We start from the raw sequence: 17,065 nt of genomic DNA, 5'->3' as shown, positions 1-17,065 counted from the left end.
TTACTCTTCCGCTTTCACCAGCAACTTTTTTGAGAGGGTATCGGATTGCATGCCCGTAAAAATACCCAATCCATTCGTAACATTTGTTGGTGCATTTGTTAAATTTTGTGAAGATGTGCTGTTGTTGTTCAGCATATCCAGATATTCCTGGTTTACACGTGTTACGATTACCTTGTAGTTTCCATAATATTTAAAAGAACGGGCAGTCAGTTCAAATTCTGCTGCTTTAACCGCATTCACTTCCACACTGCTCACCGTATCACTGTTAAACCGACTGGAAATTAAAGACTTGAAAGTTTCCAGGTACCTGAACACTACAATATGGTTATATGAGTTTGGATTATTCCAGCGGATATACACGGGTACAAATGCAGTTTCTGTAGAACCGAAAGTCATCTTTGGAATGATCACAGTATCGGCAGAGGTTACAATGCCCGAAGGTTTATCGGGTATCACTGTGCTGGCCGTTACAGGCAGGTTATTATAAGTAAAAGACAGCTTATAGGTTGAGCCGGATTTGATAAAAGTTAGGTCGTTCAAAATATAGTGGCCCGCTTTATCTTCGGTCAGCGTTTTTGTAATGCTGCCGTCAGAGATGCTCAGCGTTAATCCGGTGACAGCCACGCCATAGGCATTGGTATCTACCAGGGCTTTTTGCAATGATACTTTTACTTCAACAATTTTGTTGGGCATCAGGTATCCCTCTACCACCGGCAATGCACTGTAGTCTGCTGTGGAACTGTCTTTTTTACATGCGGCTGCAAGAAACAGCAGTAGTACTATACTGCTGAATATGATCTTTCTATAGTTTGTTACCATTTTAAGCTTAACGTTAAGTTAGGTGTGAACCCCAGATAATTTACATCAGTAGAAATCACCTGATTTCCCTGTATAGAATACTCCCTGTACCAGGTGTTGGACCTGTTATAGATGTTGAAGAAAGAGAAGCCAATGCTGCCCACTTTCTTAGTGCTGGTCCTGATCAGATCATACGTAATGGCGGCATCAAGGCGGTGATATGCTTTGAAGCGCTCGGTATTTTTACCGCTGACCACAAAATAGGTTTCGGCTCCCGACCCTGCCCTGTTGATGGTATAACTGCCAACAGGTGCCGTGTACGGACGCCCGCTTGCATAGATCCAGGTAGCGGAGAATGTCCATCTGCCCTCCTGATAAAGGTTGATCGATTTAAACTCATTGCGCACGTCCTGTGCTGCAGGGAAATAATCCGTACCGTATACGTCAAATTTATTGAACGCACTGGCCAGGGTATAGCCTATCCAGCCGGTATACTGCCCAACTTTTTTCTGTACCAGGAATTCAATTCCCTTTGCATACCCTTTTCCATTATAAAAGTTCTGCTCCAGGGTGATGGTAGAATTCGGATTGAACATTCCGCCAGTTCCCGTTTGCCGAAGGGAATATTCTGTCAGGTCGCTCAGCCTTTTGTAATACCCTTCAATGCTGAATAAAAATTTGTTGGTTTCGTAGCTGGCACCAAGGATGTAATGGATGGCACTGCCCACAGGAATACTGCTCCCATTTGCCAGTACCCAGAAGTCTTTACTGCCTGAAAGGATGTCTTCACGTACTACCCTGTTGGTAAACTGGTAAAAACGTCCGGTAGCAGCTTTCAGCATCAGCTTGTCGTTGATGGCGTAACTGGCAGAGAAACGCGGCTCTATATAATTCTTGTTCGTTAAGTCGTAATGGGTATACCGAAGGCCCGGAGTCAACCTGAGCGCGCCAAAGTTCTGCTCCAGTTCTGCGTACCCACCAAGGGTAAGCGCCTGATTGTTCTGGTCAATCAGTTTTGTCGTATCGTTCTGCGTATAATCATATTTTACATCCTGCCTGGAAGCAAAACCGCCGAACAGAATTTTGCCCGTATTGCTGATGTTTAACTCCCAGTCAGACTTTGCACTGAGGTCTTTCAGGTTATTGTTCTCCGCAGAACCACTGTTGGTATCAACTACTGTTCCTGTAGAATCTGTGATTGAACTGGCCATGCCCCTGTTGCGGTGGCTGAAGAAATTGGAATAACTCACAAGGGTGTTAGCGTACAATTTGTCTGTCCATCTCCTGGACCACTTGGCACTGGAGCCTACGTTACCGTAAGTGGTAAGATCTGTGATGCTGGAGCTGTTAACAGAACTTGAAAGCACACTCGGGATACCCAGGTCGTGGCTGTTATCCAGTTTATCCTTACCGCTGTAGAAACTGAGGGAAAAAATGTTTTTATCATCCGGTGTATACGTGTATTTTCCATTCAGGTCATAAAACCATGAAGATACCTGTGTCTGGAAGTTAGCCATTCCGCCGCGGCCACCCGGGCCACCAAATCCGCCGCCACCGGTGGTTGCAGTAGTGGTATTGGTAAGCTTGTTAAAAATTTTATTGTAGAGCGGGCCCTGGTACGATCTCCTTAAACTGAACAAGAGGGATGATTTATCGTTTAATGGCGTTTCTCCGTAGATGTTAACACTCAGCAAACTGAGGTCTACCCCAAAACCTGCGGTTTTCTTATTCCCGTCTTTACCTGTAATATCGGTCACACTGGAAAGCCTGCCACCAAACTTAGCGGAGAAGCCGCCTTTATACATCTGCACATCCTTGACCGCGTTTACGTTAAATGCACTGTAAAATCCATACAAGTGGTCTACCTGATAAACGGTAAAACCATCGAATAGCACCAGGTTCTGATCCGGCGTACCTCCCCTTACATAGGCTCCTGATGAGGATTCGTTACTTCCGCTGATCCCTGGCATCAGCTGAAATGCCCTGAGGATATCCCTTTCGCCAATGTTTGGCAGCACAGCCAGCTTTGCCGGTGTAAGCTGTACCACGCTCACCCTGCGCGTATCGGTATTCATCACCGCTTCTCCCTTCTCCCCGTTGATCACTACCTCAGTAAGTGCATTGTCGGCAGGCAGCATGGAGATCACCAGCTTCTGTGATGCTCTTTCGGGCGTAAGCCTTTCGGCTGATGTCTGGTACCCCGCATAGCTGACGACCAGGACAGATGTGTCGGCAGGGACATTCGTCAGGTTAAAGTATCCGTCGGTATTGGTTACGGCTGTAATGTTTGTCCCTCTGATCTTGATCGAAGCTGCGGGCAGCGATTCGCCGGTAGCGTTATCTGTCACCCTTCCGGCCAGCGCAAAGTTCGTACGCACTGGCCTCGCAGCAGCGGCCGTAGTGATGACCTCCTCTGTAAAGGCCTGGTTAACCTTAGCTTCTACCGTGGGTTTCATGGCCCCTGGCGGAAGCCGCCTCAGCCGGGTAATGTCTTCAGGTTTTTCCAGGATAAAATACGTACCATCCGGCTGTTTGGCATAGTAGATATCATTGGCACGGCAGATACCTCTGATGATGTCTTTCACTTTATCATGGAAATAGTGATCGCTTACCCCATATTTGTGCATCTGTGCACGATCAAATATAAACCTGATCTTATAGGTGGCAGCGAATTCATCCAGAACTTCATCCAGCGGCGCTGTGATAAATTTGTTGACCGTTGCGGTATCGTTCTGGAAGTTCGGCCCGTTTTGGGCCCTGGCCTGCTGTATGGAAAACAGGCCACAAAACAATAAAAATAGTAAAATAGTCTTCATATAGGGTTTAATATTTCTCTAAATTCAAGAAATATATGCCCTGGTAATTGTTACGAAATGTTAAATGAGGCAGAAAGCACAAAAAGCGCGATGACTCAAAGCATCAGCGCGATGACTGAAAGCGAGGACAGGATGAAATAAGGCCTTATCATTAAGCTGATCCCCAATTACGACAAAACTTTTGGGGTTCAGCTTAATGATAAAGCCTTATCTGTTTACTTCTTTATGGTTTTAAGCATCTCCTGCACAGCAGCGGCCAGCTGCTGGTCGTTACCAGACAGGATCTGGTTGTAATCGTTCAGGATCATGATATCTGGTTCCAGCTGGTGGTTTTCCGTGGCATGGGTTTCTCCGGCGCCATAGGTTCCGATCATCGGGATCCCAAAAACGATCCGGCTGTTGATCTGTGCTTCCCACCATACAGCCGTGCCAGTTCCGGCTACAGGTGTGCCAATCAGTTTTCCAATTCCCAGTTCTTTATACGCATAAGGGAACATGAAAGCGTCGGAATAGTTGCTTTCGCTCATCAGTACACAGCTGGGCTTGTACCATTTGTTCAGCGGTTCGCCGCCTTCGGTAATATGTCCCTGCGGGCGCAGTGTAAAATAAAGCTTGCCGCTCAGAAAGGTTACCAGGTCGTCATGCAGCCATCCGCCGCCATTAAAGCGTGAATCTACAATCAAGGCTTCCTTCCGGCTGTTTTTGCCCAACACCTTATCAAAGGTAACGCGGAAGCTGGGATCATCCATGCTGCGCACATGTACATAGCCTACTTTGCCGCCAGAGAGACTATCGGTAAGATGCTCCATCAGTTTCACCCATTTGTTGTACAGCAGCACGCTGGTTTCGGTTCTCGGTTTGATCGGTTTGACCGTTTCCTCATAAGTGCTTCCGCCTTTGAGTTCATGAAATGAAATCCGCGTAAACTGCCCGGCTTTGTGGTTCAGCAGTTTCGACCAGTCGGAGGCGGCAGTAATCGCTTCCCCGTTGATCTTGTCGATTACCATACCGGCTTTCATTTTTGTGCCCGCAATATCAAAAGGCCCACCAGGGATCACGCCCTTTACAGGCAGTCCGTCGCCGGTTCCCGAAAGATCGTAGGTTAGCCCCAGTGCGGCAGTTTCATCGCCGTTAGGAAAGGAAGGACTGTAACGTCCGCCGGTGTGTGAGGCATTTAATTCTCCCAGGAATTCGCTCAGCAGTACCTGAAAGTCATAATCGTTGTTGATATAAGGCAGGAACTTCTTATAGTTGGTATGGTAATAATCCCAGTCTACACCCTGGAGTTTAGGATCAAAGAATTTCTTCTTCACCTGTTTCCAGGTATGGTCAAGAATATATTCACGTTCTGCCGAGGCATTCAGTTCCATTTCAGAATTGATCTTCACTGGGGTAACTTTGCCATCGTCTACCCCTACCTTCATGATATTGCCATTGGCGATCACAAAGAGTGATTTTCCATCCTTGCTCAGCTCAATGCCGCCACCCGGTGCATCCAGCTTGGCCAGCACTTTGCTTTCATTGGTACGTGTGATCGTTACCCAGAGGTCGTACCCCTTGTCATACTTCGCAAAGAAATACAGCTTTTCACCATCTTTTGAAAGCTTGGCCCCATTGATCGCCGTAGATGCCAGTGTGAGGCGTTTTGTGCGGTTATCCAGGTTGCTGAGGTACAGGTTTACCGGTGCGGCAGGAGTTTTTGCAGGCTCTTTCTTTTTCAGGTCTTTCGCAGGTTCTTTTTTACCGGCAGTATCTTTTTTCTCAGATTCTGTGCGCAGGTCAAAATCTTCCTTGCTCAGCTGGAACCTGTCCCATGCTTTCTGGTCAAAGAACATCGCATAGATGTCCGACTGGCTGCCGCGGCTCAGGTTTTTCATTCCGTCTTTATCCGTTAACCAGTACATCATCTTTCCGTCCATTCCCCATTGCGGCATCTCATCACTGAAACCAGATTCCGTGAGGTTGATGCGCTTGCCAGAACCGTCATCTTTAATCAATACCACTTCGTTCTGGAACCACCCTCCGCCCTCGGTGGATTGCGCGAGCAGGTATTTGCTGTCGGGCGACCAGGTGAAATACTGATCTCCGTCCGCATAGGAGTAATTCACGCCTTCGGGCAGTAATGTCCGGCTTGTTTTCCCGGCAATATCATACGAGCGCAGAATATTTCTTTCTTCAAGGAAAGCGATCTTTTTCCCGTCAGGTGAATAAACACCCTGAAATTCGTCTTTCGCAGTGGCGATAATGCTTTGCGTATTCAGTACCGTAGCGGCATAAAAATAAGGTTCGTTCCGGTTGGCAATCGTCACTTCATCAATATCCCATGAACCTGCATGTTCCGCAGAATACAATAGCTTGCGGCCATCTGGACTAAAGTCTACCATCCGTTCCTGATAAGGAGTATTGGTAATCCTTTTTGTGGTAGCACCATCAACAGAAGTCACAAAAATATCTCCGCGGTATACAAAAGCAACCTGTTTGCCATCGCTGGAAACCGCCATTTCAGCAGCCTCTCCTCTTACCGGAACAGTCATGATCTGGTCGCCCGAGAAGTCGGCATTCAGGTTGATGCCCAGCTTTTGCGGCTGTTGCCCTTCTGTGAAAGTATACAGATCACCATTATAAGTAAATACAAAGTTGCCTCCCGCCGAGCGCGAAAGATTACGTACAGGATTTTTTTCAAAGTTCGTCAGCTGCGTAACTGCAGCAGTACTGCCTAAAGATGATTTGTAAAGATTTTGGTTTCCATTTTTTTCACTCAGGTAATAAAAAGTATCCCCGCTGCCCCAAACCGGTTCACGGTCTTCGCCATTAAATGCAGATACTTTGGTATAGGTGTTGTTTTTGATATTGTACGTCCAGATATCCCTGGTTACGGCCGAGGTATGGTGTTTTCTCCAGGCATCTTCATAGCCCTTTCTGTCCTGAAAAATCAGCTGGTCGCCCTTTTCATTGTAATGCACATATTCCATCCCTGCACTGTTCAGCATCCGGCTGTTGCCTCCCTTAGCGGGCACTTCATAGAGCTTGGTAAATATCGCATCCGAGGGAAAACGCGCCGATGAATAGAGATCATGACGGTCTGTACCAAAGATAACCTTAGCATCATCCACAGAAAAATCATAAGGGATATCACGACTGGAATTATAAGTTAGCCGGCTGGCCTCGCCCCCTGAAGCATTCATCAGGTAAACATCAAAATTGCCATAGCGGTCTGAGGCAAAAGCTATCTTTTTACTGTCGTGGCTCCAGATGGGATATCCGCTATAGGAATTGGCTATGGTAAGCGGTACGGCATCGCCACCGCTGTAGGGAACTTTAAAAAGATTGCCCTTATATTCAAAGGCGATCCATTTTCCGTCCGGAGAAACAGCAGGCTGCTGCATCCATACCGGCTGGCTTTGCGCCTGGCTTTTCAAGCCGGCAAATGCCAGTAATGAGAATAAGAGAAGCGTTTTCTTCATGTGATCAAAGAGTTTAGGTAAATCTTAGTTTTAAAAATCAAAGCTATCATAATAAAATTTCAGCGCTCTGATGTTACATCATTTTTACATTGTAAGGTAAGAATTGAAAGCCCGGGAATCAATGCTCAAAGCATACAATCTTCTTGCAGCTGTAATAAAAATCTGTTATATCCGGGTAATAATCAGCACCTTTGACTCATTGTGAATCACTGAGATATTATTTTATTTAGCGCGGCAAATATTTATTTTAGCTTATTATTGCGGAAAATGGAAAAAGACGAGAAGATCATTGAGATGAGCAGCCGGATGTGGGAAAAAGCCTTGCCCCATATTTCTGTAGACAGTGTTGTATTTGGTTTTCACGAGAACCAGTTAAAGGTGCTTTTGGTAAGAATGGCAAAAGGTCAGAAATGGCTGTTGCCCGGCGGATACGTTTTTAAAGATGAAAATGTTGAGGATGCAGCACAGCGGGTACTCAGAGAGCGTACCGGTGCAGAAAGGATCTATTTACAGGAATTTGGCATTTTCGGAAACGTCAACCGTTCAGAAGATTTTTTCAGGAATTACGATGATAACCTTTGGCACAAGCAACGTTTTATTTCCATCGGTTTTTATGCACTTGTAGATTATACACAAGTAAACCTGGAAATTGACCATTACAGTGACACCTGCGAATGGAAATCAATAGATCACATGCCGGCTCTCGCGATGGACCACCAGACGATTTACGATAATGCGCTGACTGTTTTAAGGCAGCAGCTGAGTTATAAACCCATTGGTATGAACCTGCTTCCTGAGCGCTTTACCATCTCGGAATTACAGCGTTTATACGAAACCATCCTGGGAAGAAAGCTGAACAGGGGTAATTTTTACCGCCGGATCATGCGTTTCGATGTGCTGATTAAACATGAAGACCAGCGTAAAGGCGGGGCGCATAAATCACCCAACCTTTACAGCTTTGATCCTGTTAAATATCATGCATCCCTGCAGGGGATAGACTGGTAGCCGGATTATTTCCAGCCACCGCCCAATGCACGGTAGAGATTTACCACAGCCTGCAGCTTCTGCTGCTGATCACTTACAGCACTTAACTGCGCTGCAAGAAGGCTCTGCTCTGAAGTCAGTACGTCAGTATAGTTTGTGGCCGAACTGAAACGCAGCAATTCCTGCGTATAATCCACAGCTTTGATCAGGGCGGCAATCTGTTTTGCCCTGGAAGCCTGTTTCGCTACGGCCGACTGGTAATCAAACAGAGAGTTAGATACTTCCTGCCCTGCTACCAGTAAGGTCTGCTGATAAGTGTTCATCGCCTGTATCTGTTGTGATTGTGCAGTAGTTAATCTCGCTTTATTGACACCCTGATTAAAGATAGGCTGAGTTAAGCCCCCTACCAGTGAATAAAAGATCGACTGATCGAAGAAATTCTTTAGCTGCAGCGTAGACAATCCGCCATTTGCCGTTAAGGTCAAACTTGGATAGAAATACGTCCTGGCCAGGTTTGTATTTTCAAATGAATTTCTGAAGGCGAATTCTGCCTGCTCAACGTCGGGGCGGTTATGCAGCAGTTGAGATGGCAGTCCAACGGACAGGTTTACAGGTACAACCTGTGAGTCAAGCGTATTTCTGTCTATAGGGCCGGGTGCCTGCGCCAGTAGAATGCTCAGCGCATTTTCAGTTTCCCTGATGCTCTGTTTCAGATCAGGTATGGTCACTTCTGCTGCATAGAGGTTAGCTTCACTTTGCACAACAGCTGCGCCTGTAACCACTGCCCCCTCTTTTAACTCCTTTATCGTTTCTACACTGCTGCGCCTGTTCTTCAGGGTCTCTTCGGTAATCGTGAGCTGTTTATCCAGCGAAATTAGTGTAAAGTAATTATTTGAAATATCAGCGATCAGTTGTGTCTGCACAGCTTTTCTTGCCGCATCCGTGCCAAGGTAACTGGCAAGGGCAGCTCTCTTGCTGCTGCTCAGTTTTCCCCAGATATCCGCTTCCCATGAAGTACTTAGGTACAAACGGTAGGTGTTGGTAAGCGTATTGATATTGATTCCGGCCGGAAAGTTTAATGCCGCCAATGAGGATTTTGTCCTCGTATAATCTGCATTCGCGCTTAAAGTCGGCAAATACGCCAGTTTGCTTTGCTTCAATGTCGCTTGTGCCTGCGCAATATTCTGGATTGCATTTTTAAGGTCTACATTCTGGTCGAGCCCCTTCTGGATTAGTGCTTTCAGCTTTTCATCCGCAAAAAGACTTTGCCATGGCATATCAGCCAGCGTCACAGAATCTGCAGCAACCTGGTCGCGGTACAATCCATCAGTTTTTACCTCCGGGCTTTTGTAGGTTTTGGTCACCGAGCAGGCACTAAAAAGTGACGCTGCTACGAGTAATCCTAAAACCTGTTTGTTATATTTATGAGTCATTTGATTTCGTTCTTAATGATAAACTATGCTTTAGGCGGTTCGATCAGCAGGTGCTCTTCAGCGCCATCGATTCTTTTCTGTTCAGGATTAGCTGCTGCTGTTTCTTCCTCTTCGTCATCATCATCATAGCCGTTCTTAGCCGGGCCACTGATTTTTTCCTGTAAAGACTGGAAGATGATAAACAATACCGGGATCGCAAACACCCCGATGATTGTTCCGATGAGCATACCTCCTACGGCACCGGTACCGATAGACTTGTTACCTACTGCACCCGCTCCGCTGGAGAACATCAGGGGCACAAGCCCAAAGATGAATGCAAAGGATGTCATCAGGATCGGCCTTAAACGCGCCACAGCACCTTCAATTGCAGATTCCACGATTGGCATCCCGTTCCTTCTTCTTTCCAGCGCAAACTCTACAATCAGGATCCCGTTTTTGGCAAGCAAACCGATAAGCATGATCAGCGAGATCTGCAGATAGATATTACTGTTCAGTTTAAAGATGATCGAGAACAGGTATGCCCCTGCAAGTCCGAATGGAATCGCCAGCAGTACTGCAAATGGAAGAATATAACTTTCATATTGTGCACTCAGCAAGAAGTACACGAAAACCAGGCAGAGGATAAAGATAAATACTGTTTCACTGCCTGATGCCAGCTCCTCCCTGGTCAGGCCCGAGAATTCGTATCCATAACCTGCAGGCAGTGAAGTAGCCACTTCCTGGATAGCTTTAATAGCATCACCGGAACTGAAGCCTACGTTAGGTGCACCCGTGATCGCAATTGAGCTGAAGAGGTTAAACCTGGAAATAGATTCCGGGCCGAATACCCTGCGCATTTTAATGAACTCCGTTATTGGTGCCATCGCCCCTGCGGTATTGCGGACAAATATCTTGCTCAGCCCTTCAGGGTTCATCCTGTATTCTTCAGAAGCCTGCACCATCACGCGGTACTGCTTGCCAAACTGGTTGTAGTTTGAAGCATATAAACCTCCGTAATAACCCTGCATGGTCTGAAGGATCATGTTCACCGTTACTCCCGCTTCTTTGGCTTTCTCCAGGTCTACGTCCATCATGTATTGAGGGAAGTTGGGATTGAAAGAAGTTTGTGCATACTGGATCTCTTTTCTTTGGGCCAGTTTAGCCAGGAACTCATTATTCACTTTAAAGAAGTCGGCCGTGCTGTGCGCAGTTTTATCCTGCAGCTGGAACTCAAAACCACCACTCTGGCCAAAACCCTGGATGGTTGGCGGCGATATAAAGAAGATACTTGCACCGCGTATGCTGCCTGTCTTTTTGAACAGGTCGCCCACCACATCATCTACCGTTCTTTTCCGCTGGTCCCACGTTTTGAGACGCACAATTACCATACTATAGGCACTACCCGCACCAGCCACAAAGTTCTGCCCAACGATACGTAAGGTATTGCTTACTTCAGGAATCGTATGCGCAATGCTGTCCACCTGTTTCGATAACTCCGTTGTACGTTCCATCGAAGAAGATGGCGGCAAACTGATATTGGCAAAAATTGTTCCCTGATCTTCTGAGGGCACAAAGGCAGAAGGCGTGGTTTTCATCATATAGAATAAACCTGCTCCGGCTATCGCCACTGCACCCAGCACGATCCATTTTTTAACAGAAAGGAACTGTACCGAGCGTTTGTATTTATTGGTGATATTGTCAAAAGCAACATTAAATGCCGTATAAAAACGCTGTATAAAGCTTTGATGTTTATGGTCATCAGCATGCGGTTTTAACAGCAATGCACACAGTGCCGGACTTAAGGTCAATGCGTTTACGGCTGATAGGATAATTGCCACTGCCAGTGTTACACCAAACTGCTTATAGAAAACCCCGGTAGATCCGGTGATAAAAGTTACCGGGATAAATACCGCGGCCATCACCAGCGTAATGGAAATAATCGCACCGGAAATTTCGTTCATGGCATCGATGGTAGCTTTCTTCGCTGATTTATAACCATGATCCAGTTTCGCATGGACGGCCTCAACTACCACAATCGCATCATCCACTACAATACCGATAGCCAGTACAAGCGCAAACAGCGTCAGCAGGTTGATCGTAAAACCAAACAGGTTCAGGAAAAAGAAGGTACCCACAATTGCCACCGGAACCGCAATAGCCGGAACTAAAGTAGACCTGAAGTCCTGCAGGAAGATAAATACCACGATAAACACGAGGATAAATGCTTCGATCAGCGTATGGATTACTTTTTCAATTGAGGCATCCAGGTTTTCATTCACATCTACCAGGTAGGTGTATTTAATCCCTTTGGGGAAAGTTTTTGAAGCTTCTTCAATAATCTTTTTGGAATTATTGATCACGTCCCTTGCGTTGGAGCCCGGGGTCTGGCTGATCGCCATACCTACCGATTCCTGCCCGTTCATATTGATCGTCGAGGAGTACGTTAATGCGCCCAGTTCTACCCTGGCTACATCTTTCAGGCGTAACACCTGTCCCTGGCCTACGGATTTGATAATCATATTTTCAAACTCGGCGGGCTGCACCAAACGGCCTTTGTATTTAATTACATACTGAAAAGACTGGTTACTGTTTTCACCGAACTTACCCGGAGCCGCCTCGATGTTCTGTTCTGCGAGTACAGCAGAGATATCGCTTGGGATCAGGCTGTACTGCTGCATGATATCCGGTTTTAGCCAGATACGCATCGAATAATCCTTTGATCCGAAAACGGTTGCATCTCCTACGCCGGTTACCCTTTGGATGGCAGGTACAAGGTTGATCTTGGCATAATTCTGCAAAAAGGTCTGGTCATAAGTTTTATCCTCACTATATAATGAGAAGATCAGCAGGTTACTGCTCTGGCTTTTGGTAACCGTTACCCCTGCCTGTGTTACTTCAGAGGGCAGCAAACTGGTTGCCCTTGACACCCTGTTTTGTACGTTTACCGCGGCAAGATCCGGGTCTGTACCCACTTTAAAGAAGATCTTGATGCTTGCTGCACCGTCATTCGTTGCGGTGGAGGTCATGTAGGTCATGTTCTCCACCCCATTGATCTGCTCTTCAAGTGGGATAATAATACTTTTTAAAACCACATCGGCATTTGCCCCTGTATAGGAAGCGGCAACGTTTACCGTGGGAGGTGCAATATCGGGGTACTGCGCAATTGGCAGCGAGATGAGCCCGAGGACACCCAGAATAACGATGATCACTGAGATCACCGTGGAGAGAACTGGTCTCTGTATGAATATTTTAAACATCTGCTCTTATTTTAAGTCTGCATAAATAGCATCCGGCTGCTGTACGTTTGCCTTGATCTGGGTGCCATCTTTTAAAGTAGATACACCTTCCAGTGCAACCTGGTCGCCCGCTTTTAGTCCGCTTTCCACGATATAGTAGTTACCAGGAGTATTCTCCATGACGGTGATAGATACGGTTTTAGTTTTGCCTTCTTTATCCACTACTACTGCAAAACGCTTATCCTGCAGTTCAAAAGTAGCACTCTGAGGGATCAGCAATGCATCTTTTACTGCATTTGGAAGCCTTACAGTGGTACTGCTACCACTTCTGATCACACCCTGAGGGTTTGAAAAACGTGCGCGGATGTTGGCAGAACCTGTAGCGGTATTGATCAGGCCGTTTACAGTTTCTATACGTCCCTGTTCCTTATACAGTGATCCGTCGGCCAGCAGCAGTGATACCTTTGGCAGTTTTGCAATTTTCTGCGAAAAGGATGTTCCTGTGCTGTCTTTTGTAAATTCAAGGAGCAGCTTTTCATTCAGCGCGAAATAAGCATATACATTGCCAATGCTTGATACGGTTGTCAGCGGATCTGTAGTACTGGAGTTTACCAGGCTTCCCAGGCGGAAAGGGATCGAACCTACAACTCCGTTTACCGGACTGGTCACTGTGGTGTAACTTAAGTTCGTTTGTGCATTCACCAGGGCTGCCCTGGCTTGTGCAAGGCTCGCCAATGCAGAGTCGTAACTATACTGGGCAGATTCAAGCTCATATTTACTTACGATCTCTTTCTGTACCAGTGGCGTAACTTTTACTACCGCCAGTTTTGCTGTACTTACCTGTGCCTGTGCAGTTTTAATTCCTGCCTGTGCTGTACGTACGGCCTGTTCATATTGCGGGTCATTGATTTTAAAGAGCGGCTGGCCTTTTTTCACTACGGCACCTTCATCCACATATATTTTTTCAATGTAACCTTCAATCCTGGGCCTGATCTCAATGTTCTCCTGACCCTGTATGCTTGCAGGAAAGTCTGTATTGAGGGTTGCTGATCTGGGCTGAAGGGTAACCACTTTGTATTCCTGCACCTGTGGGGCGGCAGCTGCCTTAGCTGCATCTTCTTTATTGCTTCCTCCGCATGAGGCGAGGGTGATTCCTGCCAGGAACAGCAGTCCTGTTTTTATGTTCGTCTTCATATGTGTGTTTTCTACTTCTGGGCTTGTATAAGGGTAATTATATCATTTAAATTGTTAGTTTATAAGGGAATACGATCGCAAACTATCTTCGGATCATATCATGTTATCTGTAAAGCATGTCAAAAATGATTTGCCTGCGCTGTTTCATCATTTTTGGAAATTCTGTATCACTGATTTTTAAAAACGTTTTATTCAGAGATTCTGCAAGTACCGGATAGGCCATGAGCGAAAACAGGCTCATCATAAATTGCCGCGGATCGTTGGTGGTGGTGATGTTCCCCGCCAGGATCTCTGTTTTAATCTCTGCCAGGAAGGGCTTCACATGTGTATCATGTATCAGGTCTATTTCCTGCTTATCGTGCCTCTTGTTCTCGGTGATCACAAAGAGCTCACGATAAGGAAAGGCCATTGTTTCATCCATAAACACATCAATCATCTTTTTCAGTTTGTCTTTAAAGCTGAGTTTGGCGGCCAGTGTTTTGTCAAGGGTCTGGTGAAGCTCGTCTTTGGCCTCTTTCACTACCTGTTCAAAAAGAATATCTCTTGAACGGAAATAATAATGGACCAGGGTACGGTTCACCCCTGCCGCGTCAGCAATATCCTGTGTGGTAGCATGGAACTTTCCTTCGCGGAAAAAGATCCGCTTGGCGGTATCCTTGATTAACTGTTCTGTTCCGGTATCTCTTACTGCCATTGTTTATTATTGTTTGATATTAGTATTTAACATAATTGTTAAACAAACATATTGATATATCCCAGCACATTGATCATAACTGTGCCACTTTCCCTTTTTTGCCTGATGGTAATACAACTGTTACACCAAAAGAACCAAATATTTACTGCAGCCAAAGTCATATTAGACGAGGATATAGAATCTACCGACGAATCCTGTTTTTTACAGGGCGGTTATCATTATGGGCCTGATGTTCTGCGGAAGCAGACCGGATCTTGTTATATTTAGATAAAAATTGAGCTTATGAAAAATGAAGAATTCAGCTACTTCCTTGCCCGTCTGCCTATAGGCCTGAGTTTTTTTGGACATGGTTTAGCGCGCTTGCCCAAGCTGGAAGCGTTTAGTCAGTGGATGGCAAATCTGTTCAGCAGGACATTTTTACCTGAACCGCTCGTGCAGGCATTTGGCTATGTACTGCCTGTACTGGAGCTGATTGTCGGCATTTTAATTTTGATTGGCCTGTTTACGAGGTCCGGGATCCTGCTTGGGCTGATCCTGATACTGATGCTTATTTTTGGCTCTTCCCTGATAGAATCCTGGGAGAATGTGTTTATACAGGTAGTGTACGGGGCATATCTGGTGGTATTATACAGGTATCTCATTTACAATCGTGCATCCTTTGATTATGCGCTGAGATTATAATGACAAGCACAGATTATTCTGTGCTTGTCATATTACCGGCCTCAAGCGGCCCCAGGCAGATTGATTGCCGGGAATTTAATCTTTGATCAGCAGGGGTAGCACAAGCTTATTCCAGATCGCGTAGCCCGAGGCATTCATGTGCAGCATATCCTGTTTGAACAGGCCCGGCTGCATCTCTCCATTTTTATCGAGCATAGGATGGTAAACATCCACAAAAGTGATCTGTTGCTGTCCTTTTATATAGGCACTGATCAAACGGTTGGCCTCAATCGCCTTTGCCTGGTATTGTTTTCTTGAAGGACTTCCTTTGATAGATATATATACTATAGGAGTATTGGGAAGTTCCGCCCTGATATCCCCGTATAGTTTTTTAAAGTCGTTAAAAACTGTTGTAGCATCGGGTGCTTTAAGCAGATCGTTTTCTCCAACATAGATCACCAGTTGTTTGGGATGGTATGGAAATACGAGATCTTTGAGGTAAAGGTCTGCATCCGTGGTTACGGCACCTCCTATCGCACGGTTAAGCACGGTATAATTCTTAAAGGTCTTTGTAAAATCAACCCAAAGGCGAATTGAAGAACTGCCGATAAACAAAATAGGGTTTGCCGGCGGCGCATAGATTTTGTCGTATGCTTTGATTGCATTTACATCGTCCCAAAAGGGCGGTTTCTCCTGGGCTGAAGCGTTCATTGCTGTCGCAGAAACCAGTACTAATCCTAGCAGGATAGTTTTGAGTATGCTTTTTGGCTTGTTCATAGGTATAAATTTTTAAAAGGTAGCAATATTATTTTTAACACATCATTATTTTGTCATTTTAGGATGCCGGATTGGCTAATCCTTCATGATATCTTACATTTGACCAAAATGCGTATTTAGTCAGCATAAAACAAAAACAATTTTCGTGTTTTGTCGCTTTCTTAATATAGAATAAATATAATGATGATTTAAATTATATTTGGCGCATCAATCACAACGAATGGATCCTAACACAGACAATCCCAATATACAGCCCACAAAATATGTCTTATCCAAGAAACTGGACAGTTTGTTTTTAGAGGTTTACGAGATTTATAAATTTATACTACGGTTTTTCAAGGAGGTGTTCATGCCTCCTTACGAATTTAAAGAGATCATTCACCAGTGTTATGAGGTAGGTTACAAGTCACTGCCGCTGATTTCCCTTACGGGCTTTATTACCGGAGTGGTATTTACGGACCAGTCAAGGCCATCTCTGGCCAACTTTGGTGCCACCTCCTGGATTCCCTCACTGATTTCTATCGCTATAGTCCGCGCACTTGCGCCTTTGGTAACTGCATTGATTGCCGCAGGAAAAGTAGGTTCCAATATGGGTGCGGAGCTGGGATCAATGAAAGTAACCGAGCAGATCGATGCGATGGAAGTATCGGCCACGAACCCCTTTAAATATCTGGTCGTAACCAGGATACTGGCCACTACTTTCATGATACCCTTGCTGGTGATGTATACTGCCTTTGTAGCCCTGATGGGAGGATTTCTAAGTGTGCACAGTCATGAACAGACCAGTTTTGCCATGTTTTTCTCGCAGGTGTTTGAATCACTCAGTTTCCTGGATCTCTTTAGTACCTCGTTTAAATCAACAGTTTTTGGTTTTACCATTGGTTTGGTAGGATGTTACTGTGGTTACAATTCCAGTAAAGGAACTGAAGGTGTAGGTAAAGCAGCCAACTCTGCCGTGGTAGCCGCCATGTTCCTGATTTTTGTGGAGGAAATTGTTATTGTAGCAATAGTAAATGCGTTCCGTTAAGCG

11 protein-coding genes are annotated in these 17,065 nt (G+C 45.6%); 3 read left to right on the top strand and 8 right to left on the bottom strand.

Going from position 1 to position 17,065, the window contains the following annotated elements; translation table 11 throughout:
* The 3 genes from FN831_RS09765 to FN831_RS09755 all read right to left on the bottom strand — a co-directional run bounded on the left by FN831_RS09765 (position 1) and on the right by FN831_RS09755 (position 7,078).
* Positions 1-819, bottom strand: coding sequence for a DUF4249 family protein (locus tag FN831_RS09765; RefSeq protein ID WP_142528036.1), 819 nt, complete (start codon positions 817-819; stop codon positions 1-3).
* Positions 813-3,614 (bottom strand): TonB-dependent receptor, encoded by a 2,802-nt coding sequence (locus tag FN831_RS09760; protein ID WP_142528035.1) that lies wholly within the window; start codon positions 3,612-3,614, stop codon positions 813-815. The genes FN831_RS09765 and FN831_RS09760 overlap by 7 nt, the downstream gene beginning before the upstream one ends.
* A gap of 215 nt (positions 3,615-3,829) precedes the next feature.
* Positions 3,830-7,078: a S41 family peptidase gene (locus FN831_RS09755; RefSeq protein WP_142528034.1), complete on the bottom strand. Its 3,249-nt coding sequence runs from the start codon at positions 7,076-7,078 to the stop codon at positions 3,830-3,832.
* Positions 7,079-7,345: 267 nt separating this feature from the next.
* Here FN831_RS09755 and FN831_RS09750 point away from each other — a divergent pair, with 267 nt between their 5' ends.
* Positions 7,346-8,083 (top strand): NUDIX hydrolase, encoded by a 738-nt coding sequence (locus FN831_RS09750; RefSeq protein ID WP_142528033.1) that lies wholly within the window; start codon positions 7,346-7,348, stop codon positions 8,081-8,083.
* Positions 8,084-8,088: 5 nt separating this feature from the next.
* Here FN831_RS09750 and FN831_RS09745 read toward each other — a convergent pair whose 3' ends face one another.
* The 4 genes from FN831_RS09745 to FN831_RS09730 all read right to left on the bottom strand — a co-directional run bounded on the left by FN831_RS09745 (position 8,089) and on the right by FN831_RS09730 (position 14,598).
* Positions 8,089-9,495 carry an efflux transporter outer membrane subunit gene (locus FN831_RS09745; RefSeq protein WP_142528032.1) on the bottom strand — a complete coding sequence of 469 codons (1,407 nt, stop codon included), beginning with the start codon at positions 9,493-9,495 and terminating at the stop codon, positions 8,089-8,091.
* A 23-nt stretch (positions 9,496-9,518) separates the two neighbouring features.
* Positions 9,519-12,731: an efflux RND transporter permease subunit gene (locus FN831_RS09740; RefSeq protein WP_142528031.1), complete on the bottom strand. Its 3,213-nt coding sequence runs from the start codon at positions 12,729-12,731 to the stop codon at positions 9,519-9,521.
* Positions 12,732-12,737: 6 nt separating this feature from the next.
* Positions 12,738-13,904, bottom strand: a complete 1,167-nt coding sequence (locus FN831_RS09735; protein WP_142528030.1) for an efflux RND transporter periplasmic adaptor subunit — start codon at positions 13,902-13,904, stop codon at positions 12,738-12,740.
* A 103-nt stretch (positions 13,905-14,007) separates the two neighbouring features.
* Complete coding sequence (locus FN831_RS09730) at positions 14,008-14,598, bottom strand: TetR/AcrR family transcriptional regulator (RefSeq protein WP_142528029.1); 591 nt, start codon at positions 14,596-14,598, stop codon at positions 14,008-14,010.
* A gap of 282 nt (positions 14,599-14,880) precedes the next feature.
* Here FN831_RS09730 and FN831_RS09725 point away from each other — a divergent pair, with 282 nt between their 5' ends.
* On the top strand, positions 14,881-15,279 hold the full coding sequence (locus FN831_RS09725) for a DoxX family protein (RefSeq protein ID WP_142528028.1): 399 nt from the start codon (positions 14,881-14,883) through the stop codon (positions 15,277-15,279).
* 75 nt (positions 15,280-15,354) lie between these two features.
* On the opposite strand, the gene FN831_RS09720 is transcribed toward FN831_RS09725, so the two are convergent.
* Entirely contained in the window at positions 15,355-16,035 is a 681-nt protein-coding gene (locus FN831_RS09720; RefSeq protein WP_246101442.1) for a GDSL-type esterase/lipase family protein, read from the bottom strand.
* Positions 16,036-16,255: 220 nt separating this feature from the next.
* Between FN831_RS09720 and FN831_RS09715 the strand changes: the two genes are divergently transcribed.
* Entirely contained in the window at positions 16,256-17,062 is an 807-nt protein-coding gene (locus FN831_RS09715) for an MlaE family ABC transporter permease (RefSeq protein WP_142528027.1), read from the top strand.
* Positions 17,063-17,065 lie beyond the last annotated feature (3 nt).

It is taken from the genome of Pedobacter westerhofensis, assembly GCF_900182595.1.
GTDB lineage: Bacteria > Bacteroidota > Bacteroidia > Sphingobacteriales > Sphingobacteriaceae > Pedobacter > Pedobacter westerhofensis.
The sequence above is the reverse complement of the archived record's forward strand: the minus strand, read 5'-3'. Positions and strand labels throughout refer to the sequence as shown.